Genomic DNA, 22,477 nt, shown 5'->3' with positions numbered 1-22,477 from the left:
GGCAGGCGGGATGGCCAACCCGCAACCACCCACGAACCCGGCGGCTGCCAGCGATCTTCGGCCATCCTGGAGCCGGAGCGCCCCCGCCGGAGGCCCCCTAACCGCAACCCCGCGAGTGGCGGCAGCTCGCCGACGCGGACGGCGTGCGCTTCCCCACGCCGCGCGGGTCCTGGCCGCGCGGCCCGGCCGGCTGCCGGCCCACCATCTCCCCGGTCAAGCTCCTGTCGTCCTGCGGCGGCCCTCTGGGCTTCCCCTGCCTCCGCGCCAGCCGCCGGGCGTGTTGCATGGCCGGAGCGGAGCGGCAGCGGAGTGCAAGCCGCGCGCCCAGGCGGCGGCGCGTGCGGCCCGTCAAGGGCCGCCTTGAAGACGTACAGAAACTTTGAACGACTTCGCCGGCAGCCGGCTGTCTGACTCCGGGTGATGCTTGACTTGGCGGCCTCGGATGATGCTTGACATGATCGCGACAACCGCGCGACTCGCGGCATGAGTGTGCACCCGATCAAAGGGCTCCGCGGCCGTCAGGAGGCGAGCTTAACCCAGCCGTCGCATTCTCAGTCTGGGGCGCCACACGCGACACCGAGGTTCCGAAATGCTGACTGATCGCCCGCGAACAGCAGATCGCTACCCCGGGCCGGGGCGTTGGCGCCCTTACCGTGCGGCAGCGCGCTGGGCTGGGCCGGGAACGGACCGGCGCATCGATGACCTTGGCGATGTGCGCGACGTGAAGCGCGTTGCCTTGATCGCCGAGTGCCCTGGTGATCTGCATGGAGCAGCCAGGGTTGGCCGAGATCATCAGGTCAGCGCCGGCCGCGTGGACGCTGGTCGACGAACCGCGACTCGCTTACTTGAAGATCGGGTGGTCGATGGCTTTCACAGCTGCCGGACGCGCAGTACGCCGGTCAGCATCGGGAGGGTGAACTCGCCGCTGGTGGTCTCCGGTCTGCTCGCGAGGAAAGCGCGGATCCGGCCGAGCGTGGCCTCTCGTTCCTGTTCTGGCATGACTAGCACTCCCGCGCGCGTCGCGATTGTCGCGACGAGGGAGTCGGCGGTGCGACGCTACCCGTGCGGGAACTCGGCCTGCTCCGGCGCGCCGTCCTCGCGACGCGGGACGGGCGGATCTGCACGCGGCCCCGCGCCGACGGCCGGGGGCTGGACATCCCCACCCGTCGGGTCGACGGGCTGCCTGTCGAGGAGTGCCTGCGTGGACTGCTCCGGGACACCTTCGGCGGTGTCCGGCCGACGACGCTTCTCGGCTACGTCCGGAACACCGTCGCCGCACCCACCGAGGGGTGCGAGTGGCCGACGTCGGAGGCGTACTTCGCGGTCTGGCACTGCGAACTGCCGCCCGACGACGACGTGACAGCGGTGTGGCTCACCGGCGCCGAGGCGAAGGCGGAACCGGGGGGACCGGCACTGGGCCGCTCACCGCGCTCCTCGATACCGGTTCGCACCGGGCGGGGTCCGCCGTTCGACCGGACCGGCTATCGTCGGCCGCACCGACCGACCGGGGGTGATCCGTGCAGGACGAACAGATCGGTGACCTCAAGATCCGCCGCCAGCGGAACGGTATGACGTCGCTGCGCTGGAACAGCGACACCAGCGAGCCTCCCCGCCGGGCATCTTTCACGGACGAGGTGTGGCTGCCCGACGCCGCCCGATGGTTCAAGGGGATCGGCGTACTCTCGCTCGGTCTGGCGGTCGTCGCGTTCGTGGCCGGGGTTCGGCTGCTCGGCTCCGGCGACCGGCTCTGGGGCGCGCTCGCGCTCCTACCCGGACTGGTTCTGGTCTGCGTGGCGGCGCTGTTCAGCGTGATGGTCCTCGCTATCGGGATCGCACGTCGGGGAAACGTGCTGCACCTGGACGCGGAAGCGGCAGCGACCTTCGAGGAGGCCCTGACGGAGGCGCGCCGTCAGGTCGGCCCGGAGCCGACCCCGGAGCAGCGGCAGCCCGTGGCCGCCCACCTCTGGGAGCTGGCCCTGGACCTGAGTGACTCCGACGAGCGCGTGGACCGTTCCGACTCCGCCTGAACGGATCGGGTCAGAGACCGCCAGAGCCGCCGCCGGAGCCGCTGGAGAGGGTCTGGTTGCCCCCGCCACCCTCACCGCGCAGGTTGCCGCGGCCGATCAGGTGACGCCGATCCGTCAAGCGTGACCCACTCGACGCTCAACCTCGCCGCGCAGCAGCGCACCACACCCGACGACTACGTCGTGAACGCCATCGCCGGTGACTTCGCCGGCCGCGGCCCCCTGTCCTTCGAACGCTTCCTCTCCGGCTACTACGCCGAATCCATCCGCATCATCCACGAAGCACACCTCGCCGACTGCACCGCCGGCGAGGGCCAGGACTGCCCGACCTGCGACGGGATCCGCGTCGGCCTCGCCGGCCTCATCGCCGAAGAACGCCTCGTCACCGCCGGGGAGGTGACCAGCGATGACCGATGACGACTGCCGGTTCTGCACCGACTGCAACATGCCAGCCGGCAACCACGACGTCCTCGGCCTGGTCTACCGGCCCTGCCCCGAATGCCTGCCCATCTGCGGCGGCTGCGACGGCGACGGACTCTTCCCGTCCGACTTCACCTGCCTGGCCTGCTTCCGCAACCGGATGGCCGCCGTCGGTCTGATCCCCGTGCTCTGCGCCCACTGCCTGGGCGTCATCGACCTCTACCCCACCCCACACCGCCGACCCGAGGTGACCGGCCATGACCAGCACTAAACCCACCAACGGCACCCGCCTCGAAGGCGTCGTCCTGGTCCTCATCCTCCTCACCGTCGCCGGCTTCGCCGGCGCCGCCTCCTTCACCCACGTCAAAGACTGGACCCTCGCCAACTCCCCCACCGGAACCGGGGCATGGTTCGGCTGGGCCAACGCCGTCATCTCCGAACTCGTCCCCATCGCCTCGCTCCTGACCATTCGCCGACGCCGCCGGGCCGGCGCTCCCATCGGCTACCCTCTGTTCCTGCTTATCGCCGCCGCCGGCCTGTCCCTGGCCGCGCAACTCGCCGTCGCCAAACCCGGCCCATCCGGGTGGCTTCTCTCCGCCGTTCCCGCCTTGGCGTTCATGGCCCTGGTCAAGCTCGTCCTCGCCCCGGCACCCATGCCGGAACACGGCACGCCCGCCGCCGAGCCGGCCGAGCCGATCCATGTTCAGGTGGCCGAGCAGGTCACCACCGAGCCGGCACCACCGGCCGCTATCACCCCGGCCCCCGAGCCGACCCCGACCGTCGAACCGGAACCTGTCACCACGCCGGCCCCTGAGCCGGTCGACGTCCCTGCCCACCTGCTGCCCACCGCCCCGCTTCGCAGCCGTGCAGCACGAACAAGCCACCGGCCAGCCCATCACCGCTGACGAGCTCTCCGACCGGCTGAGCATCGCCCCGGCCGTCGCCGGGCAGCTCCTCGCCACCATCACCGGTGGTGGCCGATGACCATCTACCTCGTCGACATCGAACAGGTCATCCACACCTGCCCCGCCTTCATCGACCCGCACCCGTTCGACATCCGCCAGACCCTCGTGCACGTCATCCCCGGCGGGCCCTGCCGGGCACCGGTCACCGTCCGCTGCGGCGGACAGACCGTCCAGATTCCCTGCCATCGGCACGAGCCGGCCAAGCGTCAGTGCGGCGCCTGCCGGGTCATCGTCACCGAACGCACCATCACCACCCGACACCTCACCGAGGTTGCCGGCTGATGGCCTCGACGCTGGACATCACACCCCGAGCCACGGCCCGGGGTGTGGGCTCGAACGCCGACACCATCCCCGTCTACGGCTACACCGCCGCCGGCTCCGCCTTCGCACGCGCCACCCGCCCCGACTACTTCGGCTGGCTGGACCACGTCCGGGCCGCCGCCGGCTGCACCCGCCCAATCCGCCTCGCCGGCCAGCTCCTCACCGTCGACCCGTCGACGGGCCTGGTGCTGAATCAGCGGAACACCGACGCCATGCCTGATGCCACGATCTACACCGCGTGCGGCAACCGTCGGGCCACCGTCTGCCCTTCCTGCGCCCAGACCTACCAACGCGACGCCTACCAACTGCTGCGCGTCGGCCTCACCGGCGGTAAGGGTGTCCCCGAGACGGTCGCCCGACACCCGTCCGTCTTCCCCACCTTCACCGCCCCGTCCTTCGGGCCGGTTCACGTCCGTGTGGTCAAGCGACACACCTGCCGGGATCGGAAGCGTTGCGACTGCCGGCCCGAGCCGTGTCACGCCCGCCGTGGCACCGGCCTCTGCAAGCACGGCCAACCTGCCGTGTGCTGGGCTCGGCATGAGCCCGGCGACCAAGTCCTCGGTCAGCCGTTGTGCCTGGACTGCTACGACCACGACCACCAGGTCGTCTGGAACCTCTACTCAGGCGAGTTGTGGCACCGCACCAAGCAAGCCGCGGAACGGTGGCTCGCCAAACTCGCCCGCCGACGCGGCATACCTCAGGTCGAGGTCGTCACCGCCTCCGGCAACACCCGCAATGTCCCGCCGATCCGGCTTTCCCACGGCAAGGTGGCCGAGTTCCAGGCAACGGGAGCGGTCCACTTCCACGCCCTGGTCCGCCTCGACGGCATGCATCCCACCGACGCGGCGGCCGTAGTGCCGCCACCGGCCGGCTTCACGACCACTGACCTGGAAGACGCCCTCCGGCACGCCGTCGAGCAGGTCGCCTTCGCCACCCCCGGCCATCCGGACCGCCCTGAGGGCTGGCCCATGGCATGGGGCGAGCAGGTCGACATCCGTCCGATCAGCCTGACCGGTCGCGGTGAGGTCACCGACAGCATGGTTCGCCGGATACCTTGCCAAATACGCCACCAAGAGCACCGAGGTAACCGGGCACCGCTCCGTCAGGCTCGACGCCGACAGCATCGGCGACTACGCCGATCCCGACGGCGACCACACCGCCCGCCTCATCGACGCCTGCTGGCGACTCGGCCGACCCACCGGCGCACCCATCCCGGTGTCCCAACGGCCTCGGGGCAACCGGCCCCGGCCCGGATTCGTCGAGTCCTGGGAGTGTCCCGACTGCGGCACCCACACCCGCTACGCCGCCTGCCCCGTCTGCATCGCCACCCGTCAAGCCGCCCTTGACGCCGAACCGACGAAACCGGCCACGGCCAACCCGTACGTCCGGCTGCGGCGATGGGCTCACATGCTCGGCTTCGGCGGCCACTTCCTCACCAAGCCCGCCGCTACTCCGTCACCTTCCAACTCCTGCGCGACACCCGCGTCACCTACCGACGCAACGAGGACCAGGACCAGGGCGCCGGCGAGCACATCAAGGCCGTCGACCACCTCGACGACACCACCCCCATCGTCGGCACCCTCACCTTCGCCGGCGTCGGCTGGCACACCACCGGAGACGCACTCCTCGCCAACACCGCCGCCGCCCTCGCCCGCGCACGACACGCCGCCGGCCGCGAAGAACTCGCCCACGAACTCGGCACCGCCCTCACCAGCGGCACCGCAACAGCCGCTGCCTGACTGAAGACCAGAAAGGACTGATCATGCAAGCGATTCCACACCATGGCCGAGACAGCAGAGACGGATTCGTCGTATTCATACCGAGGCCGAGCCTGGACGACCCAGTGGCACCCTTGCCTTCCGGGCAGTCCAAGCTGATGACTACCGAGGACCTGGCGCGGTTACTCAAGGTCGATCCATCAACGGTGCGGCGGTGGCGCACCGCCAAGCCCGCGCAGGGCCCGCCGTTCATCAAGCTTTCGGAGCGGGTGACGATGTACAACGTCGACGATGTCGAGCGATGGCTCCTAATACTCCAACGTCACTTGGCTTCGGCATTGGGCGTGGCGCAGGCATGAGGGCGGCCACCGCGTGATCATCGATGGCTTGTGAGGACAACCGAAGATCGTGCGGTGGCCGCGGGCCACAGCGTAAACCCCACCGGGTGGCGGGCCATCCTTGACACGGCGGTAGCGCGTGTCGCTGGCCGGTTCGCCCGGGCCGAACCACGCCGGAGCATGGCGGCGTTCGTTGAGGGACTGCTGTCGATGGTGGAACGTAAGACGTGCTGGTCCCTGGCGGAACGCGCCGGTCACGAGGATCCGCAGGCGATGCAGCGGCTGCTGCGCACGGCGGTGTGGGACGTCGACGCCGTCCGCGATGACGTTCGCGCCTTTCTGATGGAGCATGTCGGTCACCCGGATGGTGTCCTGGTCACCGACGAGACCGGCTTTCTGAAGAAGGGCGTCTGCTCGGTCGGGGTGCAGCGGCAGTACACCGGCACCGCCGGCCGGGTGGAGAATGCCCAGGTCGGGGTGTTCCTTTCCTACGTCTCACCCCTGGGGCGAGCGTTGATCGACCGCCGGCTCTACCTACCCGAGGCGACCTGGTGCGAGCGGCCGGACCACCGCGCGGGCGCCGGCGTTCCCGATGAGGTCGGGTTCGCCACGAAACCGACCCTGGCCCGGCAGATGATCACCGCGGCGCTGGACGCTGGTGTCCCCGTCGGGTGGGCGACCGGCGACGAGGTCTACGGCGCCGACCCCGGCCTACGCGCAGACCTGGAGAATCGCGGCGTCGGCTACGTCCTCGCGGTCGGCTGCGACCGACGCGTCACCGTCAACGACGGGAGAACTCTAATCCGCGTCGACGACCTCGCCGACCGGATACCCACGGCCGAGTGGCAACGGCTCAGCTGCGGTCCGGGAGCGAAAGGACCCCGCGACTACCTGTGGGCCTGGATCACCACCAGCCTGCATGGCGAGCACCGCTGGCTGCTCATCCGCCGCAGCCGCAGCACCGGCGAGCTGGCCTTCTACCTGTGCTGGTCACCGCGACCGGTGCCGCTGCACACCCTCGTGACCGTCGCCGAGTCCCGCTGGAGCATCGAGGAGTTGTTCCAAACCGGCAAAGGCCAAGTCGGCCTGGACCACTACCAGGTCCGCGGCTGGAACGGCTGGCACCGCTTCATCACCCTGGCCATGCTCGCCCTGGCCGTGCTGACCGTCCTCGCCGCCGCCGCCGAGCAGGCCGACTCCGACCCGGAGATCATCGCGTTGACCGTGGCGGAGATCCGTCGACTCCTCAACGCCTTCGTCCTTGCCCTTCCACTACCGCCAGCTCACACCCTGCACTGGTCAACCTGGCGGCGAACATCCCAAGTTCGAGCCCGTCGATCCCACTACCAGCGCAGACTCAGCCACTACGCCAGCCGACCGGCGAAGTGACGTTGGAGTACTAATGTCCCGAGTCGTTAATTCGCCGGCAGATAGTAGGCTGTCGGCATGGCTGGTCGTCCGCGCGGTGTGGTGGAACTGACTGATGACGAGCGCGCGTGCCTGACCCGGTGGGCGCGGCGGGGCAAGTCGTCGCAGGCGTTGGCGTTGCGGTCGAAGATCGTGTTGTTGTGCGCCGATGGCCTGGTGAACACGCACGTCGCGCAGCGACTTGGGGTGTCGCGGGACATGGTGGGCAAGTGGCGTAGCCGTTTCCTGGCGCGTCGGTTGGAGGGGCTGGTCGACGAGCCGCGGCCCGGGGCGCCGCGTCGGATCACCGACGACCGGGTTGATGAGGTGATCGTCAAGACCCTCGTACGGCAGCCGGCCAATCAGGACAGTCATTGGTCGACCCGGTCGATGGCGCGCGAGACCGGGCTGTCGCAGACGGCGGTGTCGCGGATCTGGCGGGCATTCGGTCTCGAGCCGCATCTGGTGGACACCTGGAAGCTGTCAGCTGACCCGATGTTCGTGGAGAAGGTCCGTGACGTCGTGGGCCTGTACCTGGATCCGCCGGTCAAGGCGATGGTGCTGTGCGTCGATGAGAAGTCACAGATGCAGGCCCTGGAGCGGACCCGACCGATGCTGCCGATGATGCCCACCGTCCCGGCCCGGCAGGCCCACGACTACGTCCGGCACGGCGTGGCCAGCCTGTTCGCCGCGTTCGACCCGGCCACGGGCAAAGTCATCGGGCAGCTGCATCGCCGGCACCGTCACCAGGAGTTCCTCAAGTTCCTGAAGGCCATCGACGCCAACACGCCCGCCGAGGTGGATCTGCACCTGGTGCTGGACAACTACGCCACCCACAAGACCCCGGCCGTGCACCGCTGGCTGGCCGCGCATCCCCGCTTCCATCTGCACTTCACCCCGACATCAGCGTCGTGGCTCAACCTCGTGGAGCGCTGGTTCGCCGAGCTGACCAACCGCAAACTCCGCCGGTCCAGTCACCGCAGCCTCGCCGACCTCGAAGCCGACGTAGGGATCTGGATCGAGGCATGGAACACCGACCCGAGACCATTCGTCTGGACCAGGACCGCAGACGAGATCCTGAACAGCCTCGCCGCATACTGCGGCCGAATTAACGACTCAGGACACTAAGCGTCTTTATCCTCCTAGGGCTCGTGGCCGGAGCAGCCGTCAGCACGCTGCTGCTCACCCAGGTCCGACTACTGGCGCCGTTGGCTCCTTTCGCTCTGCTCGCGACCGTGGTACTCGGGCGTGCCCGCCGCTTTTCCGTTGCGCGCGAACACAGCGCGGTCAACGCATCGACCGCCAGCGGGCGTGGTGGCTGAGCCCGCGGTCAAGCGGCGACGGCGGCCACCAGCGGATACCGCATTCGTGGTATGCCGGCGGCCGCCGTCTTCCGTACCGTGAGCGGGTGACGTTCGAGGCGTTGCGGCGCTGGTGGGCGACGGTGCCGCCGTGGGTCGGCGAGTCGGCCCTGGTGGTCGTCGTGGCGGTGGCGACCGTCTTCCGGATCCGGGCCGGCGTGGTGCAGTCCGCGGACCGGCCGCCGGACCAGGCGGCGTACCTGCTCGGGCTGGCCATGTCGACGGTGCTGCCGCTGCGCCGCCGCTGGCCGGCGCTGGTGCTCGCGCTGGTCACGGTGGGCTGGCTGGCGTACCACATCCTCGACTATCCGGGCGGGGCGCCGGCCGTGCCGGTCTGGGTCGCGCTCTACACCGGTGCCGCCGCGACCGACCGGGCCGCGTCGATGCTCGTCGCCGCGTTCCTGATCGGGTCCGATCTGCAGGGGCGCGTCGCCACTCACAACCTCGACCCCCTTGATCCCACTCTGGACGGCTCGTTCGGTGTCTTCATCGCCGCGCTCCTGCTCGGCGAGGCCGCGCGCAGCCGCCGCCGATGGCAGGCCGAGACCCGGGCCCGGCTCGCGCTGCTCACCGCCGAGCGGGATCGGGCCGCCGCGGACCGGGACCGGGCCGCGGCGGAGCGCCTTGCCCGGGAACGGATCCGCATTGCCCAAGAGTTGCACGACATCACGGCGCACACGATCGCGGTGATCGGGGTACAGGCCGGGGTGGCGGCGGAGACGCTAAAGGACTCGCCCGAGCAGGCCCGGGCGGCGCTCGGCGCCGTACGCCAGGCGAGCCGGGAGGCGATGCGCGACCTGCGCGCGGCGGTGGGCGTACTGCGGGACGGCACCCCGGCCACGGCGGATCCGCCCGGCGACGCCGATCCGGCGGACACCGGTTCACCCGAGGGCGTCCCGCTCGGCGCTGCGCCGGCCCAACCGGAGCCGCCGGCGCCGAGCCTCGACCGGCTGCCGGTGATGGCCCGCGCCTGCGGGGCCGGCGACGGGCCGGCGGTGGCGCTCACCTGGCGCGGCGACCGCCGGCCACTGCCCCGGGCGGTGGAGGCGACCGCGTACCGGATCGCCCAGGAGTCGCTGACCAACGTGCTGCGGCACGCCGCCGCCAACCAGGTCGACGTCACCGTGGAGTATCTGCCGGACGGACTGCGACTGGAGATTGTCGACGATGGCACTCAGCCGGCCACGCCGGGGACCGGGTTCGGCATCCGCGGGATGGCGGAGCGGGCCGGCAGCCTCGGCGGCTGGCTGGCCGCCGGCTCGGAGCCGGCCGGCGGCTTCCGGGTGCGGGCCTGGCTGCCGGTACGGGAGGCGACGACGTGATCCGGGTGCTGGTGGCCGACGACCAGATCCTGGTCCGCGGCGGGTTGCGGGCACTGCTGGAACGGGCGGACGACATCGAGGTGGTCGGCGAGGCCGGCGACGGCGCGGAGGCGATCGCGTTGACCCGGGCGCACCGCCCCGACGTGGTGCTGATGGACATCCGGATGCCGGGGACGGACGGGCTCACCGCGACCCGGCGGATCCTCGCCGACGACCGGCTGCCGGGCGTACGGGTGCTGATGCTGACCACGTTCGAGCTGGACGAGTACGTCTACTCCGCCCTGCACGCCGGGGCGAGCGGATTCCTGCTCAAGGACATCGAGCCGGAGGAGTTGCGGCAGGCGGTACGGACGGTGGCCCGCGGCGACGCGATGCTCGCGCCCACCGTGACCCGGCGCCTGATCGCGGCGTTCGTCGGCCGGGCCGCCGGTCCTGCGGTTCCGGCGGCGTCGTTGGCCGCACTCACCCAGCGGGAGCGTGAGGTGGTCACGCTGGTCGCGGCCGGACTCTCCAATGAGGAGATTGGGGTACGCCTGACGATGAGCCCAGCGACGGCGAAGACGCACGTCAACCGGGCGATGGTGAAGCTGGGCGCCCGGGACCGGGCGCAACTGGTGGTCTTCGCCTACCAGTCCGGCCTGACGGGTCTGCCGCCGTCGCGGTAGCCGGCGCTTGGACGACTACCGCGCTTGCGGTAGTGCGGCGACCGCGTTCGCCGGACGGATCGAGCCGGATCGAACCATAGCGTCATCGGCATGACTACTTACTCGCAAGAAGCGCAGGAACTGCCCAGGTCGTACCGGTGGATCGCGGGGGTCGGGCTGCTGCTCGGCCCGGCGTTGAGCGTCGTCGGCACGTTCTACTGGCAGGACGGCGGCGTGCAGGGAGTCGACGCCGCGGTGTTCAACGTGCTCTCCTCCCTGGCCTGGCTGGTCGGCCTGGTCGGGGTGTTCCGGGCGATCGAGCCGCGGGCACCCCGGTACGCCGCCATCGCCCTGCCGCTGGCCTGCTACGGGGTGCTCGGCGGGGTGGCGTTCGGGCTGCAGGGCATGCACGAGGAGTTGTTCGGCGTCTCGCACGGCGATGCGGTACGGCTGCTCGAGCCGTACCCGGTGGCCGCGTCGCTGCTCTTCTGGTTCGCCGGCCCGCTCTTCCCGACCAGCCTCTTCTTCCTCGGCCTGGTGCTGGCCCGGATCCGGGCCGTGCCGGTGGCGATCGGCGGGCTGATCTGCCTGGGGGCCGTGGTCTTCCCGGTGAGCCGCATCCCGCGCGAGGTGCTGGTAGCGCATGCCGCGGATCTGCTGCTCCTGCTCCCGTTCCTCTACGTCGGGATACAGATGATCGCCGGGCGGCTGCGTCCCCGGGCGGCCACCCGGTCCGTGCCGACCTCGCCGGCGCTGGCCGGGGATCGTGCCGGCACCTGGTAGCACCATCCCGATTCCAGCGGCCGCTGCTCCTGACCGGCATCGTCCGGTCAGGAGCCCTCCGCTGAGGCGGTCAACCGGTCAACCTGTACCGTTCGGAAACTTCGCGGCCGTGAACTGCGGGATTGTCCGCCCCGGGATCGACGATTGGCAGCATGCTGCCGGTCATGATCCTCTCGTATGGGTACCTGCTTCTCCGCCAGGTGCTGCAGTTGGTCATCCTCGTGGCCGTGGAGAACGGGCCAACGCGGTGGAGGCGCTGGTACTGCGGCACCATGTCGTGGTGCTACGAAGGCAGCTGCGTCGACTGGACCTGGAACCGGGCGATCGGACTGTGCTGGCCGGGCTGTCACGGTTGTTGCCGTGGGCGCGGTGGGCGGCGTTCTTCGTCACCCCGGCCACGCTGTTGCGCTGGCACCGCAACCTGAACGCCCGGCAGTGGACCTACCTTAGGCGCGGTCCGGGCCGTCCACCGGTCACGGCTGGAGCGCGAGAGCTGGTGCTGCGGCTGGCGCGGGACAACCCGACCTGGGGGTGTCGACGCATGCAGGGCGAACTGGCCGGGCTCGGGTACGGGGTCGGGGCCAGCGCAAACTCGGTCACCACAGCAGTCGAAAGATCAAGTGACGTTGGAGTACTAAGCAAGCGTGTTACACCCGAGGCGGCCTGATGAGCAGCCGCGAGACGCCTCCACTTGGAGTGTCCCTGTCGTCTGACGTCGAGTTCCGTCGGGGACGCGCGAACCCTTACCGCGCACGGGTGCGGTGGATCGATCCGGTCAGCAAGACCCGAAAGTCGAAGTCGGAGTCTGTCGGCAGTCTCGAGGCAGCCAACGCGTGGATTGAGGGTATGGCCCGCGCCGCTCGGGGTGGCGTAGACCCGATGGCCGCCACGATGCGACTCTCCGACTACGGCGAGGCAGTGATGCAGTTGGCCGTCCGGGGCCTTGAGAGCAAGACCCTTGATCCCTACCTAGCTGGTTGGCGCAAGCGGGTCATTCCCTCGCTCGGCCATCTTCCGGTCCGCATGATCACCAACGGGGCAATCGACCGAGCCGTTCACGGTTGGATTGCCGATGAGTGCAGCCGGTCCACGGTAAAGAACAGCCTCGCCGTCCTCGTGCGTGTGATGGAGCAGGCCGTCCGCGACGGCATTATCGATCGGAACCCGGCCAAGGTCAGCGGCTGGCAGCGGGAGTATCAACGGGCCGCGGATGAACTGGACGATCCTCGTTCGTTGGCGCTGCCCGACTGGGATGCGTTGACGCAACTCGCCGACGCCCTCGTGCAGCGGTCAGCAGGTCATTTTCAGGGCTGGGGTGATGTCGTCGTCTTCGCTGCGTGTACGGCCGCTCGAATCGGTGAGGTGGCTGGCGTGCGCGTAGGCGACATCGACCTGACCAACTGGAGCTGGACGGTCCGACGGCAGACGACGCCGAACCCTGGCGGGTTGGCTGACAAGGGCACTAAAGGAAAGCGCGCTCGGTGGGTACCGCTGGTCCAAGAGGTGCGCGAACTCGTTACGCGCCGGGTCATCTCCTGTGGCGATCCGGGTGGCCGGCTATTTACCGGACCTCGCGGCGGTCGGATCAGCACAGCAGTACTGCGGGACGCGACAAACTGGGACGAGGTCGTGACTGCCTTGGGCTACGAACATCTGCGACGCCACGATCTGCGTCACACAGGGCTGACCTGGATGGCTGATGCCGGCGTGCCGGTGCACGTCCTGCGAAAGATCGCCGGGCACGGGTCGCTAACCACGACCCAGCAGTACTTGCACCCCGATCGCCAGTCGATCACGGACGCCGGAGTGGCACTGAGTGCTCACCTGAAGGTTCGCCGGTCCCCAGGTGGTCCCCAGCTACGGGCGGTTTAGCTTCTCCCCAGAAGGTTGCCGTAATCAGTAGAGGCCGCTGACCAGGGCAGAAGCCCCGGTTGCGGCCCATCTACATGCTGTCGGGACGGCCGGATTCGAACCGACGACCCCTTGTTACCAACCGTAGCCGCCCCGACCTTGTCATTAGCCGTCAGAAATGGGCGCTGAGCTGCGCAGACACGATCAAGTGATGATCGCGTCTTGTCACTGGTTGTCATCCGCAGACGGGGTTTTCGGGGGTAAACGGGGGCAGGCCGACAAGCCGTCGCCAGGACCCCGCCGCACCCCACTCCCCCACCATGGGACCTACCGTCACCAATAAAACGACCCATCGCGACCCGCCTACCGTAGGGAAGGGGGTTCGTGTCGGTGAGGCGACACGAACCATTGCCCACCACCGGCGATGCACTCCCAACGTCGGCAAGAGCTCGAACAGCGTAGGGTCGGCGTGCAGGGAAGACTTCGCGCACGCCGCGCGGGTCTTCCGTCACCTGCACGCCACGATTAGGCGAGTAACACGCTGCACGTTCACCGACCTGCTCCAGGAGGTTCGATCATGTCCAAGGACTCGACGACCAAGGCGAACGTCAAGAAAAAGGGTAAGACGATCAAGGAGAAGCAGACTGCGAAGCGCCTGAAGCGCGACGAGCAGAACGGGCGCTCCTCAAACATCGTGTCCACCGGGCGCTGACGCCGGCAGCATCGCTCAATTGTCCGAATGCGGCGGTGAAGGTGGGGGCTGACGATCGTCGGCCGCTGCGGCCGTAGAGCTGCAGCAGGGCCGCTCGGGTGGTGCACAGGGGACAGGGTGCCCGGCGCGGACCTGCACGGTACAGGCGTGAGCGCGAGAAGCCATGAACCGCTGCGCCGCGGGTGTGCTGATCTCGTCCTTGGTGCCGACCAGGTACCAGGACGGAATGGCCTTCCAGGCCGGTGCGCCGCGAGGGTTGGTTGCCGCCGCTCAACGCCAGCGGGCGCTGAGCGGCGTGGAGCAGTCCGGCCGCGTCGGCCGGTACTCCGGTGGCGACGAAGATCAGGAACGTGGTGCGTTTGAGGTACGTCGACGTCGCCGGCGGGCGCCCCGGAGTAAAGGCAAGAAGTCGAAGACCATCGCCGGGTCCACCACGAGAGCCGAGTCGGCGCCGCTGAGCGGGAAGACAGTCTCCCCCGCGTCGGGCGCGAAGGCGTCCATGTACACCAGGGCCTTGATATTGGTGTTGCCCGTCGCGGCGTTGGTGATATCGCCGCCGCGTAGGAGTGGCCGGCCAGGACAACGGGTCCGGTGATGGTCGACAGAAAGCCGCTGAGTGTGGCGGCGTCGCCGGGCACGGCGCAGCGGGTTGGGCGGAACTCGGACCGGCTAGCCCACCCGCTGCAGCCGCTGCACCACGGCGTTCCATGAAAAGCCGTCCACCCAAGCGCCGTGCACCAGGACGACGGCGGGTTTGGGCTGGTACGCGGTGTCGGTGAAATCGTCGTGTACGACCCGGAACGGGCTATCCGATTGTCGTGCCGGGTGTGCTCTGCGACGACATCTCGGCCGCCGCACTGTGGCTGAGCGACGTCCTCGGCGTCCGTGGATCGTGCACGCCTCCTTACCGAACGGGTGGGTGGGCCACGTCGAGTATCAGCTTGGCTGAAGCGTCATCTTGCTCGGCCGCCAGCGTGGCCAGTTCAGCGGCTGAGCGGCTCGACGATCGGCAACAACAGGCCGGACAGAGCCGAGAACGCCACCGCCCCGTAGGCGCCGAACACGGTGAACTGTTGATCGACGTCGATCCCGCCGAGGGTGGTCGAGGTCCAGCCGATCGCCCACAGTGCGGGCATCGCGGCCGGCCAGACCCAACGGCGGTGGGTTGTGTGAGGCAGGGCAAGGGCCTGGGCGGCTCCGAGCACCAGCCCGGTGATCGAGCCCATGAGTGCGAGGCCGGCCAGCGACGTGCGATAGCCGACGGTGGCGGCACCGAGGAACAGGCCCAGGCTCATACCACCCGCAGCACGATGACCGCGACCGCGATCGTGACCGAGCCCAGCAGGAACAGACTTCCGGTGAACCGGCGAAGTGCGTCGGTCGGCAGAGACCGCGCCATGTCTCGTCTCACGCTCATCGCGCGCCCGCACCCGTGGCGGGATGGGCGAGCGCCGACGGCGTGCGGCAGCCGACGATCGCCGGTGCTTCCTGAACCAGTTGATCGTTTGTCAGGGCGTCCACCATGAAAAGGGCGAAGTCCACCCGGCGCGTGAGGTTGCTCGCCAGGATCGGGTCGCCTACGTGTCGGCTCCACACCGGCAGCCCTTGGCTGTCGCCCTCCTGCAGGTCGCTGCCGCGGACCATTGTCCATCGGGTGTTGCTGGCGAAGATGCGCCGGCAGGCTTCGACCTGATCACCGAGGTCGGCGAAGCGAGCAAGTTTCGCGAGGGGGCCGGCGATCTTGACGAGCGCCTTGAGTTTCAAGGAGTACACGTCGTGGCCGTCGCGGCTGATGTGCCACCCGCATGAGAAGACGAGACGCGCCTCGGGCCGTGCGTGGTCGAGGACTGCCTGGGCGGTGCCCGACGAGTAGCCGTGCACGCCGCGCGGAACCAGGACGGTCAGCACCCCGTCGCACCCAGCGACCGCACGTGCGATGACATTGCGATCGTCGGTCGCTCCTGCCATGACCGTCATGCGTCCTTTGAACGCGTCGAGCTTGCCTACGCTCTCTTCTCGGCACACGCCTACCACCTGGTAGCCGCGATCCAGTGCATGTTTCACCATGTACTGCCCGAGTTTCCCGGACGCGCCGACGATGCAGACCTTCAGGCGTACAGGGTCAGGTCGTGCGTGTGGATCCATGTCTCTACTCCTGGCGTTGGAAGGTGGCCGGCTGTCGCCGGGCGTACCGGACCGGTCTCACCGCGCAGCCACGATGACCGGCTCAGCCGGATCGGTACCGCCGGTGTCCAGCCGGAATGGCGGGTAGGCGTCCGTCATCAACGACGTGTACGCGGCGACCCGCAGCACCCACCGATTCAGGCCGAGGATCAGGTTGAAGAGGCCGTCGGGATAGCGGCCGGTGACCGCCAGGATGATCGCGGCGATCAGGACCAGAAGTCCGATCAGGCCGTTGCTGGCCCAGCTGAAGTTCTGGGTGTCGGAGCGGGTGGCGAGCCAGGTGCCGCCGCCGGCGAAGAAGCCGACGATCAGGTAGTGCGGGATGGCGAGCAGCCACCACTTGACCAAGACCAGACCACGGGAGAGATTCGCGGGGTAGGGGACGTGCAGTTGGGCCGGGTAGTCAGGCACCTCGGCCAGGGTGAACGGCGGATATCGGTCGGTGCCCAGGGCGCTGTAGGCGTAGTAGTTGGCACGCCAGGTCCACCGCATGACGCCGAGGTTGAAGTCGAAGATCGGCCGGGGATATCGGCCGGTGAACAGGATCGCGAAGAACGCGAAGACCGACAGCGCGACGAACGCGATCCAGAGGAAGACGAGGGCGAGGTAGTGCGGGATGATCAGGACCCACTTCACCAGCCACAGCCACCGTGACAGGTGTGGATCCATGCGCGCGTTCACGCGTACCGGATAGCTCAACGGTGCGGTCATGACGGTTCGCCTTCCGCCGGCGGCTGTCGTCGCCTGGTAGGGGCGCGGCGCAGGCCCGTCACCGGGATGATGACGTCGATGACGATCGGATGACCGGACCGTCTGCCAACACTCGGCCCTCGAACGTAGAGGGGTCCCTGTGGGACTGCCGACGTTCCGGGCAGCACGCCCGGCGGGCGCTGACTCGCCGGTGACCCGGCGAACCGATCCATGGGCGACCCTACGCGCAATCGACGCAGCCGCGCGTCTCCCGGCGCGGGTTGTTACATCTCGATTGATCGCCGAGGACGGCGCCTGGACCGGCTGAACCGCCAGCCGCACTGCTTCGGACCCCAGCCGCAGCAGGACGATGCCGTGACGCCGCCACCGCGTTTGCGACCTCGGCCCACACGTATTTGATCCCGGCGTCGGTGTACCAGCCCATGCGCAGAGACAATTTGCGGGCCATGTGCAGACCGAGTCCACCGGCTCTGGCGAAACGTTCCCCGGCGGCCTGGGGGGCGAGCCACGGATTGTTGTCCGCCACTTCGACGATGTACGTCGTGGCGGTCCGGAAGAGCCGCACCGTCGTGGGAGGTCCGGTGTGCGCCATGGCGTTGGCGGCAAGCTCGGTCGCCACGATCGCCAGGCGTCGCGCGACCTCTTCACTTCCCGCGCCGGTCGACATCAGCCGGCCGGCGAGGGCGTGACGCACGGAGGCTCGCAGCGCGCGTAGTTCGGCGAACGTGATCAGCGTCCATGTCTCGATCAGTGCCTTGTCGGCGGGTGGCCACTCACTGCTGAGGAAGCCCTTGATCACTCGGGCGGTGCGATCGGCATGGTCCTCGGAGGCGCTGTGCAGGTCGGCCACGGTGACGACTTTCGGCTCGCTGTTCATGGGCGATCGGCGAGCAAGGAGATACGTCGAGGACGACTTGCAGCCACGGTCACCAAGCCGCAGTGCGTCGGCGTAGCAGCGGCCGAGGAGGCCTCACCGTACGCTGCCGAGCACGCTCCAGCGAACGGGCGTCACAATCCAGGTATGAAGGGCTGGACCACACCGCAGCTTCGCGGTCATCCTCTGGCTGTGGTGGTCTCCTCATCGAAAAGCCGAGACAGCCCGTTTACCGCGCAGACATCGCGGGGCATGACGTCGTGATGGCGCTTGTGACACTGAGCAGGACCCGCTCGGCCGCACTGGTCAAATCATCCACACGCTCGGCAAGGTCGCCCCGCTTATTGTCGATTGTCTCCTGCAAGTCCCGCAGTGCGTTCCGCCAAGGGCTGCCAGTGTCCGTCTGTGAGGTGAGGTCGCAGGCGGACGTCAGGGGACGGTCGATGGCCTGCAGGCGGTTGTGCGTGGCCAGCTTGTCCAACGCGCGCCGGTCTGCTGAAAGAGCTCCAACTCATGGGTGAGCTTTGCGATGTGGCGCTCCAACTCGGGGCGCTTCGCCTGTTCCAGCAGATGCTTCCTCAGCTCAGCGCCGTTGGCGCGCAGCCGGCGGCGCACCAGATCGACTTCGCGCTCGGCGGCCGCGACCTCGTCGCCGATCAGCCGGTCGAGCAATTGGCGACGGTAGTCGGCCTGACCGCTGACCTGGTCAATCTCCCGCTGTAGCAGGATGATCGGTTCCCGGTCGGGGCCGAAGGCGTCGCGTGGCGCGATGTCGAGCTGGCCGCTGTCAGGGTGTCGGGCGCCGTCGCGACGTTACGGGTTTGGCGAACCTGCCAAGCCGGCCGTAGATGTTAAACCAGCTGGGCGTGCAGTTGAGACGTGCTTCTGCGCCAATAGCGGGTCATGATGGGCCTGTTGCAGCCGATCGCGTACGGTCTCCGGATTGCCGCAGAACCCGCCGACAACGCACGTGTCCCACCTCGCGGTTAGCCTTCGGGACTGCGCAAACCACCGAAGGTGAAGCCACCGCTCCAGCGCAGACGCCGAGCCGGCGTCTGCCGCCACCGGCCCTGCGCTTGCCGAGAACCACATCCGACCTGGTCGCGGCGCCGCCGCAGAGAATCCGGAGACCTTGATGCCGGGTGCGATGGCCGGGTGGGGATAGCCGACGATCAGTGGACGATGATGGCTGGCCATGCTGCTACGACTGGCGTACCTCGGGGTGACGAACGTCTTCGCGATGCTCCAGCTGCTACCAACGAGCGACCGGATCAAGGACATCGAGATCCTCGCCCTGCGCCATTAGCTCATGGTGCTGCAGCGCCAGATCGGCGAACAGCGGCCGCGGTTCGACCCGAGTGACAGGGCGTTGCTGGCCGCGCTGCTTCATCAAGTGCCGAGGGACGTGTTGCGCGGGCTGCGGTTGTTGGTCCGTCCCGACACGGTCATCCGGTGGCATCGCGATCTCGTCGCCCGCAAACACGCGGCGGTCTCTCGGCCTAAACGGCCGGGTCGCCCGCGAACGGTCCGTTCAATCCGGATCCTGGTGTTGCGCCTAGCCGGAGAGAACCCGCAGTGGGGCTACCGGCGCCTACACGGTGAACTGCTCGTCCTCGGTGTGAAAGTCGCCCCATCCACAGTCTGGGAGATCCTGCGCAACGCCGGAATCGACCCGGCACCTCAACGGGCGGCCAGCACCTGGGCAGACTTCCTGCGGTCGCAGGCAGACGCCTTGCTGGCGTGCGACTTCTTCGAAGCGGTCACGCTGACAGGGGCACGACTCTACGTCCTAGCGCTGATCGAGCACACGAGCCGCCGGATCCGGATTCTGGGCGCCACCGCCCATCCAACCGCCGGCTGGGTAGCGCAGACAGCGCGGAACCTGGTGATGGACCTGGAGGATGCCGGTTACCGAGCCAAGTACTTGATCCGCGACCGAGACGGCAAGTTTCCCGCATTGTTCGACGCGATCCTCGCCGACGCGGGCATCACCGTGGTGCGCAGTGGTGTCCGGATGCCCCGCATGAACGCGGTGATGGAGCGGTGGGTGCAAACCTGCCGCCGCGAACTGCTGGACCGGACGCTGATCTGGAATCAGCACCACCTACTGCACGTCCTGCACGAGTTCGAGACCTTCTACAACACGCACCGTCCGCACCAAGGCATCGCCAACGCCCGACCGCTGCGCCCGTTGCCCACCCCGCTTGCCAATCCCGACGAGATCAACCAGCTGCGTGTCCACCGAAGCGACCGACTCGGCGGCATCCTGCACGAGTACGAACATGCCGCCTGAGCTGCGCGGATGGAATTTTCGGCAAGCACACCGTCGGCGATGGTCAGGTGCCAGACGTCGAGCCCGTCGTCGCCCACCAGCTCGAACCGGACGGTGCCGGCGGTCTTGCGCAGCAGGCGCTCGTACCCACCGCCGGCGAGCCGGTCGAAGAACGCTCCGATGGGATCCGACACCGCACCGCCTCCCGCGAGATCGCCGTCGGGGCGGGCGGCCCGAGGTGGACCGCGGCGACCCGTGCAGCGGCGACGACCGACGCGTCCGTGCTCTTCCGGCGCCGCCCCAGCCTATCGCCGTGCCCTGGCGCGGAGGCCGGATCGGGCAGCTGCCGGGGCGGTGCGGGGCGCGGGGCGCGGGGCGGGCAGGATGGCGGGATGCGCCTGGTCTCCCTGCTGCCGTCCGCCACCGAGATCGTCTACGCCCTGGGCCTCGCCGAGGACCTGGTCGGGGTGACCTTCGAGTGCGAGCTGCCGGCGGCCGACCGGGCCGGCAAGACCGTCGTCGTGGGCGGCCGGGACACCCGGGGGATGAGCCCCGGCGAGATCGACGCGTACGTCAAGGGGCAGCTCGCCGCGGGTGCCGACCTCTACATCCTGCACGCGGGCGCGCTCGCCGGGCTCGACCCCGACCTGATCCTCACCCAGGACCTGTGCCGGGTCTGCGCCCTGCCCGCCGGGCGGGTCGCCGACGCCGTGGACCACCTCGGCTGCCGGGCCGACGTGCTGTCGCTGGACCCGTACACCCTGGAGGAGGTGCTCGGCACCATCCTCGCGGTCGGGGCGGCGGCCCACGTACCGGATCGGGCGGAGGCCCTGGTGGACGGCCTGCGGGCGCGGCTGGCCGGGGTCAGCGCGGCGGTGGCCGGCCGGGCCCGGCGCCGGGTCGCGGTGGTGGAGTGGGTGGACCCGCCGTTCGGCGCCGGTCACTGGATCCCAGACCAGGTCCGGGCCGCCGGCGGCAAGCCGGTGGCCACCCACCCCGGCGCCCGCTCGACACCCACCACCTGGGCGGCGCTGCGGGCGGCGGCGCCGGAGGTCGTGCTGGTCACCCCGTGCGGCTTCCACCTCGACGGGGCGGCCGAGCAGGCCGCGGCGGTGGTCCCGCACTTCCCGGACGCGGAGGTCTGGGCCGTCGACGCGGACGGGCTGATCGTGCGGGCCGGACCCCGGCTGGTCGACGGGGTCGAGGCGATCGCGGGGATCCTGCACCCGGACGCCGTGCCGGCCCCGCCGGCGGGCAGCATCCGCCGGGTGGCCTGACGCCGCCCGGCCCGGTCCGCCGACGCGCGGTCGGGTCGCCGCCCGTCGGTGGGCCCGCTGGCACAGCTCCCGCTCGGCCCGGCCGGCGAGGTAGTCGCCGGCCGCGGGCGGGTTAGGCAGGTCGGTGCGAGGGCCGGCCCTCGGGGCCGAGTGGGGCGAGCCGACGCCAGCGCGGCAGCTCGGTGACCACGGTGGACAGCGCCACGGCGGTCACGACCAGGGCGGCCGGCCACGGCCACGCGAACCAGGCCGAGACCGCCGCAGCGACCAGTTGCAACCCCACCAGCGCGATGGTGACCGCCCCGGGCACGGGGACCAGGACGTGGTTCTTGTCGCCGGGGGTGGCGAAAACGGTCGGCAGCCCCACGAGGACGACCACCGAGGCGACCGCCAGCGGCACCGAGTGCGGGGCGAGCGCCCACGGCGTGGCCACCCAGGCGATCAGCTCGCTGAGGAACCGCAGCGCGGAGGAGAGGTCCGGTCGGCCCGGCGATCCGTTGTCGATCACCGGGCCAGTATGCCGGGACTGAGCACCGTCGTTCCGGTGCACCCGAGCCTAGTCAGGCGGCTCGACTCCCCGACGTTGGAACCGCCCGCGCGCTCATCGAGGAGACGAACGTGCCGCCCTGCGCGGGATCAACCGGCACCATGCAGACCATTTGCATGCCGGCGTAGCCCAGCGGTGAGCAGGTGATCACCTCTACCATCACCGGGCTGGCGCTGTCAGGGATACGAACTCCCCGTTCGACCTGACCTGGATCAGTGACGCTGGGCTTGTTCTCCCAGCACCAACGCGCCTGCTCGTTGCTGGCGATGACATCCCGGATGACCCGGGTGAGCGATTCATTGTCGGGTTCGCGGGCGTGAGCCATCCGTAGCTGCGCCAGCAGTGACGGCGCCCAGTCTTCCTCCCACCGGTCCGGCTGCTGTTGAGCCGCCCGGTGCCCGAACGCCCACCGCATCAGGTTGGGCTCGCTCGGCAGCGATGGGAACCAAGCTGCCGCTTGCGCGTTCCACGCCTGAATGTTGAAGGCACTGTCGATGATGTACGCCGGGCATTGCTGGGTCGCCACAAGCCGTTCCATCGTCCGGCACACCTCGCGAGCAGGGCTGGTGTCTTCGTCGGCACCCGCCCTCGGGACTGGTTGACGCCCGACGGCCAGGCGATAGAGGACCTCTCGTTCGTTGTCGGTGAGCCGCAGAGCGTCAGCGACCCGGTCAAGGAAATCGTCGGAGTATCGGCCGCCTTTACCGCGCCCTGCCCAGTCACCGGCCCGCGTCGTTGCGGGCCTC

25 protein-coding genes and 1 pseudogene are annotated in these 22,477 nt (G+C 69.3%); 18 read left to right on the top strand and 8 right to left on the bottom strand.

The window, feature by feature from the left end:
- Window positions 1-870: 870 nt before the first annotated feature.
- Entirely contained in the window at window positions 871-999 is a 129-nt protein-coding gene (locus tag BUS84_RS40820) for a hypothetical protein (RefSeq protein ID WP_280175162.1), read from the bottom strand.
- A gap of 63 nt (window positions 1,000-1,062) precedes the next feature.
- On the opposite strand from BUS84_RS40820, the gene BUS84_RS38805 reads away from it, so the two are divergent.
- The 16 genes and pseudogenes from BUS84_RS38805 to BUS84_RS40815 all read left to right on the top strand — a co-directional run bounded on the left by BUS84_RS38805 (window position 1,063) and on the right by BUS84_RS40815 (window position 13,866).
- Window positions 1,063-1,572, top strand: coding sequence for a hypothetical protein (locus BUS84_RS38805; RefSeq protein WP_167627064.1), 510 nt, complete (start codon window positions 1,063-1,065; stop codon window positions 1,570-1,572).
- Window positions 1,518-2,027, top strand: a complete 510-nt coding sequence (locus BUS84_RS35565; protein WP_074318678.1) for a hypothetical protein — start codon at window positions 1,518-1,520, stop codon at window positions 2,025-2,027. The genes BUS84_RS38805 and BUS84_RS35565 overlap by 55 nt, the downstream gene beginning before the upstream one ends.
- A 120-nt stretch (window positions 2,028-2,147) precedes the next feature.
- Window positions 2,148-2,441 carry a hypothetical protein gene (locus tag BUS84_RS35560; protein WP_074318677.1) on the top strand — a complete coding sequence of 98 codons (294 nt, stop codon included), beginning with the start codon at window positions 2,148-2,150 and terminating at the stop codon, window positions 2,439-2,441.
- Window positions 2,431-2,715, top strand: a complete 285-nt coding sequence (locus tag BUS84_RS35555) for a hypothetical protein (RefSeq protein WP_074318676.1) — start codon at window positions 2,431-2,433, stop codon at window positions 2,713-2,715. The genes BUS84_RS35560 and BUS84_RS35555 overlap by 11 nt, the downstream gene beginning before the upstream one ends.
- The gene (locus BUS84_RS35550) at window positions 2,702-3,349 is read left to right on the top strand and encodes a hypothetical protein (protein WP_244298834.1); all 648 of its coding nucleotides are present in this window, start codon (window positions 2,702-2,704) and stop codon (window positions 3,347-3,349) included. Before BUS84_RS35555 ends, BUS84_RS35550 begins: the two co-directional genes overlap by 14 nt.
- Window positions 3,350-3,424: 75 nt before the next feature.
- Window positions 3,425-3,691, top strand: coding sequence for a hypothetical protein (locus BUS84_RS35545; protein ID WP_074318675.1), 267 nt, complete (start codon window positions 3,425-3,427; stop codon window positions 3,689-3,691).
- Window positions 3,691-5,469: pseudogene (locus tag BUS84_RS35540) on the top strand (replication initiator). Before BUS84_RS35545 ends, BUS84_RS35540 begins: the two are co-directional and overlap by 1 nt.
- Window positions 5,470-5,606: 137 nt before the next feature.
- Complete coding sequence (locus tag BUS84_RS35535) at window positions 5,607-5,807, top strand: helix-turn-helix transcriptional regulator (protein WP_084757926.1); 201 nt, start codon at window positions 5,607-5,609, stop codon at window positions 5,805-5,807.
- Between the two features lie 54 nt (window positions 5,808-5,861).
- Window positions 5,862-7,175 carry an IS701 family transposase gene (locus BUS84_RS35530; RefSeq protein WP_074318674.1) on the top strand — a complete coding sequence of 438 codons (1,314 nt, stop codon included), beginning with the start codon at window positions 5,862-5,864 and terminating at the stop codon, window positions 7,173-7,175.
- 57 nt (window positions 7,176-7,232) lie between these two features.
- On the top strand, window positions 7,233-8,321 hold the full coding sequence (locus BUS84_RS35525) for an IS630 family transposase (RefSeq protein WP_074318673.1): 1,089 nt from the start codon (window positions 7,233-7,235) through the stop codon (window positions 8,319-8,321).
- 280 nt (window positions 8,322-8,601) lie between these two features.
- A complete protein-coding gene (locus BUS84_RS38800; protein ID WP_244298832.1) occupies window positions 8,602-9,876 on the top strand; it encodes a sensor histidine kinase in 1,275 nt (424 codons plus the stop codon).
- Window positions 9,873-10,541 carry a response regulator transcription factor gene (locus tag BUS84_RS38795; protein ID WP_074318672.1) on the top strand — a complete coding sequence of 223 codons (669 nt, stop codon included), beginning with the start codon at window positions 9,873-9,875 and terminating at the stop codon, window positions 10,539-10,541. The genes BUS84_RS38800 and BUS84_RS38795 overlap by 4 nt, the downstream gene beginning before the upstream one ends.
- A 90-nt stretch (window positions 10,542-10,631) precedes the next feature.
- Window positions 10,632-11,303, top strand: a complete 672-nt coding sequence (locus BUS84_RS35510; RefSeq protein WP_074318671.1) for a hypothetical protein — start codon at window positions 10,632-10,634, stop codon at window positions 11,301-11,303.
- Window positions 11,304-11,583: 280 nt separating this feature from the next.
- The gene (locus BUS84_RS37930) at window positions 11,584-11,970 is read left to right on the top strand and encodes a helix-turn-helix domain-containing protein (RefSeq protein ID WP_143728615.1); all 387 of its coding nucleotides are present in this window, start codon (window positions 11,584-11,586) and stop codon (window positions 11,968-11,970) included.
- The gene (locus tag BUS84_RS35500) at window positions 11,970-13,175 is read left to right on the top strand and encodes a site-specific integrase (protein ID WP_074318669.1); all 1,206 of its coding nucleotides are present in this window, start codon (window positions 11,970-11,972) and stop codon (window positions 13,173-13,175) included. Before BUS84_RS37930 ends, BUS84_RS35500 begins: the two co-directional genes overlap by 1 nt.
- A 556-nt stretch (window positions 13,176-13,731) precedes the next feature.
- Window positions 13,732-13,866 (top strand): hypothetical protein, encoded by a 135-nt coding sequence (locus BUS84_RS40815; protein ID WP_280175161.1) that lies wholly within the window; start codon window positions 13,732-13,734, stop codon window positions 13,864-13,866.
- Window positions 13,867-14,849: 983 nt separating this feature from the next.
- On the opposite strand, the gene BUS84_RS35495 is transcribed toward BUS84_RS40815, so the two are convergent.
- The 5 genes from BUS84_RS35495 to BUS84_RS37925 all read right to left on the bottom strand — a co-directional run bounded on the left by BUS84_RS35495 (window position 14,850) and on the right by BUS84_RS37925 (window position 18,307).
- Complete coding sequence (locus tag BUS84_RS35495) at window positions 14,850-15,161, bottom strand: hypothetical protein (RefSeq protein ID WP_074318668.1); 312 nt, start codon at window positions 15,159-15,161, stop codon at window positions 14,850-14,852.
- A gap of 118 nt (window positions 15,162-15,279) precedes the next feature.
- Window positions 15,280-16,011: an NAD(P)-dependent oxidoreductase gene (locus BUS84_RS35490; RefSeq protein ID WP_074318667.1), complete on the bottom strand. Its 732-nt coding sequence runs from the start codon at window positions 16,009-16,011 to the stop codon at window positions 15,280-15,282.
- A gap of 57 nt (window positions 16,012-16,068) precedes the next feature.
- The gene (locus tag BUS84_RS35485) at window positions 16,069-16,761 is read right to left on the bottom strand and encodes a DUF4389 domain-containing protein (RefSeq protein WP_074318666.1); all 693 of its coding nucleotides are present in this window, start codon (window positions 16,759-16,761) and stop codon (window positions 16,069-16,071) included.
- Between the two features lie 220 nt (window positions 16,762-16,981).
- A complete protein-coding gene (locus tag BUS84_RS35480; protein ID WP_074318665.1) occupies window positions 16,982-17,638 on the bottom strand; it encodes an ATP-binding protein in 657 nt (218 codons plus the stop codon).
- Window positions 17,639-18,064: 426 nt separating this feature from the next.
- Window positions 18,065-18,307, bottom strand: a complete 243-nt coding sequence (locus BUS84_RS37925; RefSeq protein ID WP_143728614.1) for a hypothetical protein — start codon at window positions 18,305-18,307, stop codon at window positions 18,065-18,067.
- A gap of 637 nt (window positions 18,308-18,944) precedes the next feature.
- On the opposite strand from BUS84_RS37925, the gene BUS84_RS35465 reads away from it, so the two are divergent.
- Together BUS84_RS35465 and BUS84_RS35460 are read left to right on the top strand one after the other, a co-directional pair.
- A complete protein-coding gene (locus BUS84_RS35465) occupies window positions 18,945-19,928 on the top strand; it encodes an integrase core domain-containing protein (RefSeq protein WP_208869810.1) in 984 nt (327 codons plus the stop codon).
- 371 nt (window positions 19,929-20,299) lie between these two features.
- Entirely contained in the window at window positions 20,300-21,184 is an 885-nt protein-coding gene (locus BUS84_RS35460; protein WP_074319366.1) for an ABC transporter substrate-binding protein, read from the top strand.
- A 112-nt stretch (window positions 21,185-21,296) separates the two neighbouring features.
- Here the strand turns inward: BUS84_RS35460 and BUS84_RS35455 are convergent, their stop codons facing one another.
- Both BUS84_RS35455 and BUS84_RS35450 read right to left on the bottom strand, forming a co-directional pair.
- Window positions 21,297-21,692, bottom strand: a complete 396-nt coding sequence (locus BUS84_RS35455) for a hypothetical protein (RefSeq protein ID WP_074316118.1) — start codon at window positions 21,690-21,692, stop codon at window positions 21,297-21,299.
- Between the two features lie 52 nt (window positions 21,693-21,744).
- A complete protein-coding gene (locus tag BUS84_RS35450) occupies window positions 21,745-22,269 on the bottom strand; it encodes an MmyB family transcriptional regulator (protein WP_143728613.1) in 525 nt (174 codons plus the stop codon).
- Between the last annotated feature and the right edge of the window lie 208 nt (window positions 22,270-22,477).

It is taken from the genome of Micromonospora cremea, from assembly GCF_900143515.1.
Lineage (GTDB): Bacteria > Actinomycetota > Actinomycetes > Mycobacteriales > Micromonosporaceae > Micromonospora > Micromonospora cremea.
The sequence above is the reverse complement of the archived record's forward strand: the minus strand, read 5'-3'. Positions and strand labels throughout refer to the sequence as shown.

What these genes read in the sequence shown, in the direction of transcription:
- BUS84_RS35495 (WP_074318668.1), bottom strand. Translation starts at nt 15,161, where the DNA reads ATGAGCCTGGGCCTGTTCCTCGGTGCCGCCACCGTCGGCTATCGCACG.
- BUS84_RS35460 (WP_074319366.1), top strand. Translation starts at nt 20,300, where the DNA reads ATGCGCCTGGTCTCCCTGCTGCCGTCCGCCACCGAGATCGTCTACGCC.
- BUS84_RS35500 (WP_074318669.1), top strand. Translation starts at nt 11,970, where the DNA reads ATGAGCAGCCGCGAGACGCCTCCACTTGGAGTGTCCCTGTCGTCTGAC.
- BUS84_RS35525 (WP_074318673.1), top strand. Translation starts at nt 7,233, where the DNA reads ATGGCTGGTCGTCCGCGCGGTGTGGTGGAACTGACTGATGACGAGCGC.
- BUS84_RS40815 (WP_280175161.1), top strand. Translation starts at nt 13,732, where the DNA reads ATGTCCAAGGACTCGACGACCAAGGCGAACGTCAAGAAAAAGGGTAAG.
- BUS84_RS35490 (WP_074318667.1), bottom strand. Translation starts at nt 16,011, where the DNA reads ATGGATCCACACGCACGACCTGACCCTGTACGCCTGAAGGTCTGCATC.
- BUS84_RS40820 (WP_280175162.1), bottom strand. Translation starts at nt 999, where the DNA reads ATGCCAGAACAGGAACGAGAGGCCACGCTCGGCCGGATCCGCGCTTTC.
- BUS84_RS35545 (WP_074318675.1), top strand. Translation starts at nt 3,425, where the DNA reads ATGACCATCTACCTCGTCGACATCGAACAGGTCATCCACACCTGCCCC.
- BUS84_RS35510 (WP_074318671.1), top strand. Translation starts at nt 10,632, where the DNA reads ATGACTACTTACTCGCAAGAAGCGCAGGAACTGCCCAGGTCGTACCGG.
- BUS84_RS35480 (WP_074318665.1), bottom strand. Translation starts at nt 17,638, where the DNA reads ATGAACAGCGAGCCGAAAGTCGTCACCGTGGCCGACCTGCACAGCGCC.
- BUS84_RS35535 (WP_084757926.1), top strand. Translation starts at nt 5,607, where the DNA reads ATGACTACCGAGGACCTGGCGCGGTTACTCAAGGTCGATCCATCAACG.
- BUS84_RS35465 (WP_208869810.1), top strand. Translation starts at nt 18,945, where the DNA reads ATGGTGCTGCAGCGCCAGATCGGCGAACAGCGGCCGCGGTTCGACCCG.
- BUS84_RS35450 (WP_143728613.1), bottom strand. Translation starts at nt 22,269, where the DNA reads ATGGAACGGCTTGTGGCGACCCAGCAATGCCCGGCGTACATCATCGAC.
- BUS84_RS35485 (WP_074318666.1), bottom strand. Translation starts at nt 16,761, where the DNA reads ATGACCGCACCGTTGAGCTATCCGGTACGCGTGAACGCGCGCATGGAT.
- BUS84_RS35555 (WP_074318676.1), top strand. Translation starts at nt 2,431, where the DNA reads ATGACCGATGACGACTGCCGGTTCTGCACCGACTGCAACATGCCAGCC.
- BUS84_RS35550 (WP_244298834.1), top strand. Translation starts at nt 2,702, where the DNA reads ATGACCAGCACTAAACCCACCAACGGCACCCGCCTCGAAGGCGTCGTC.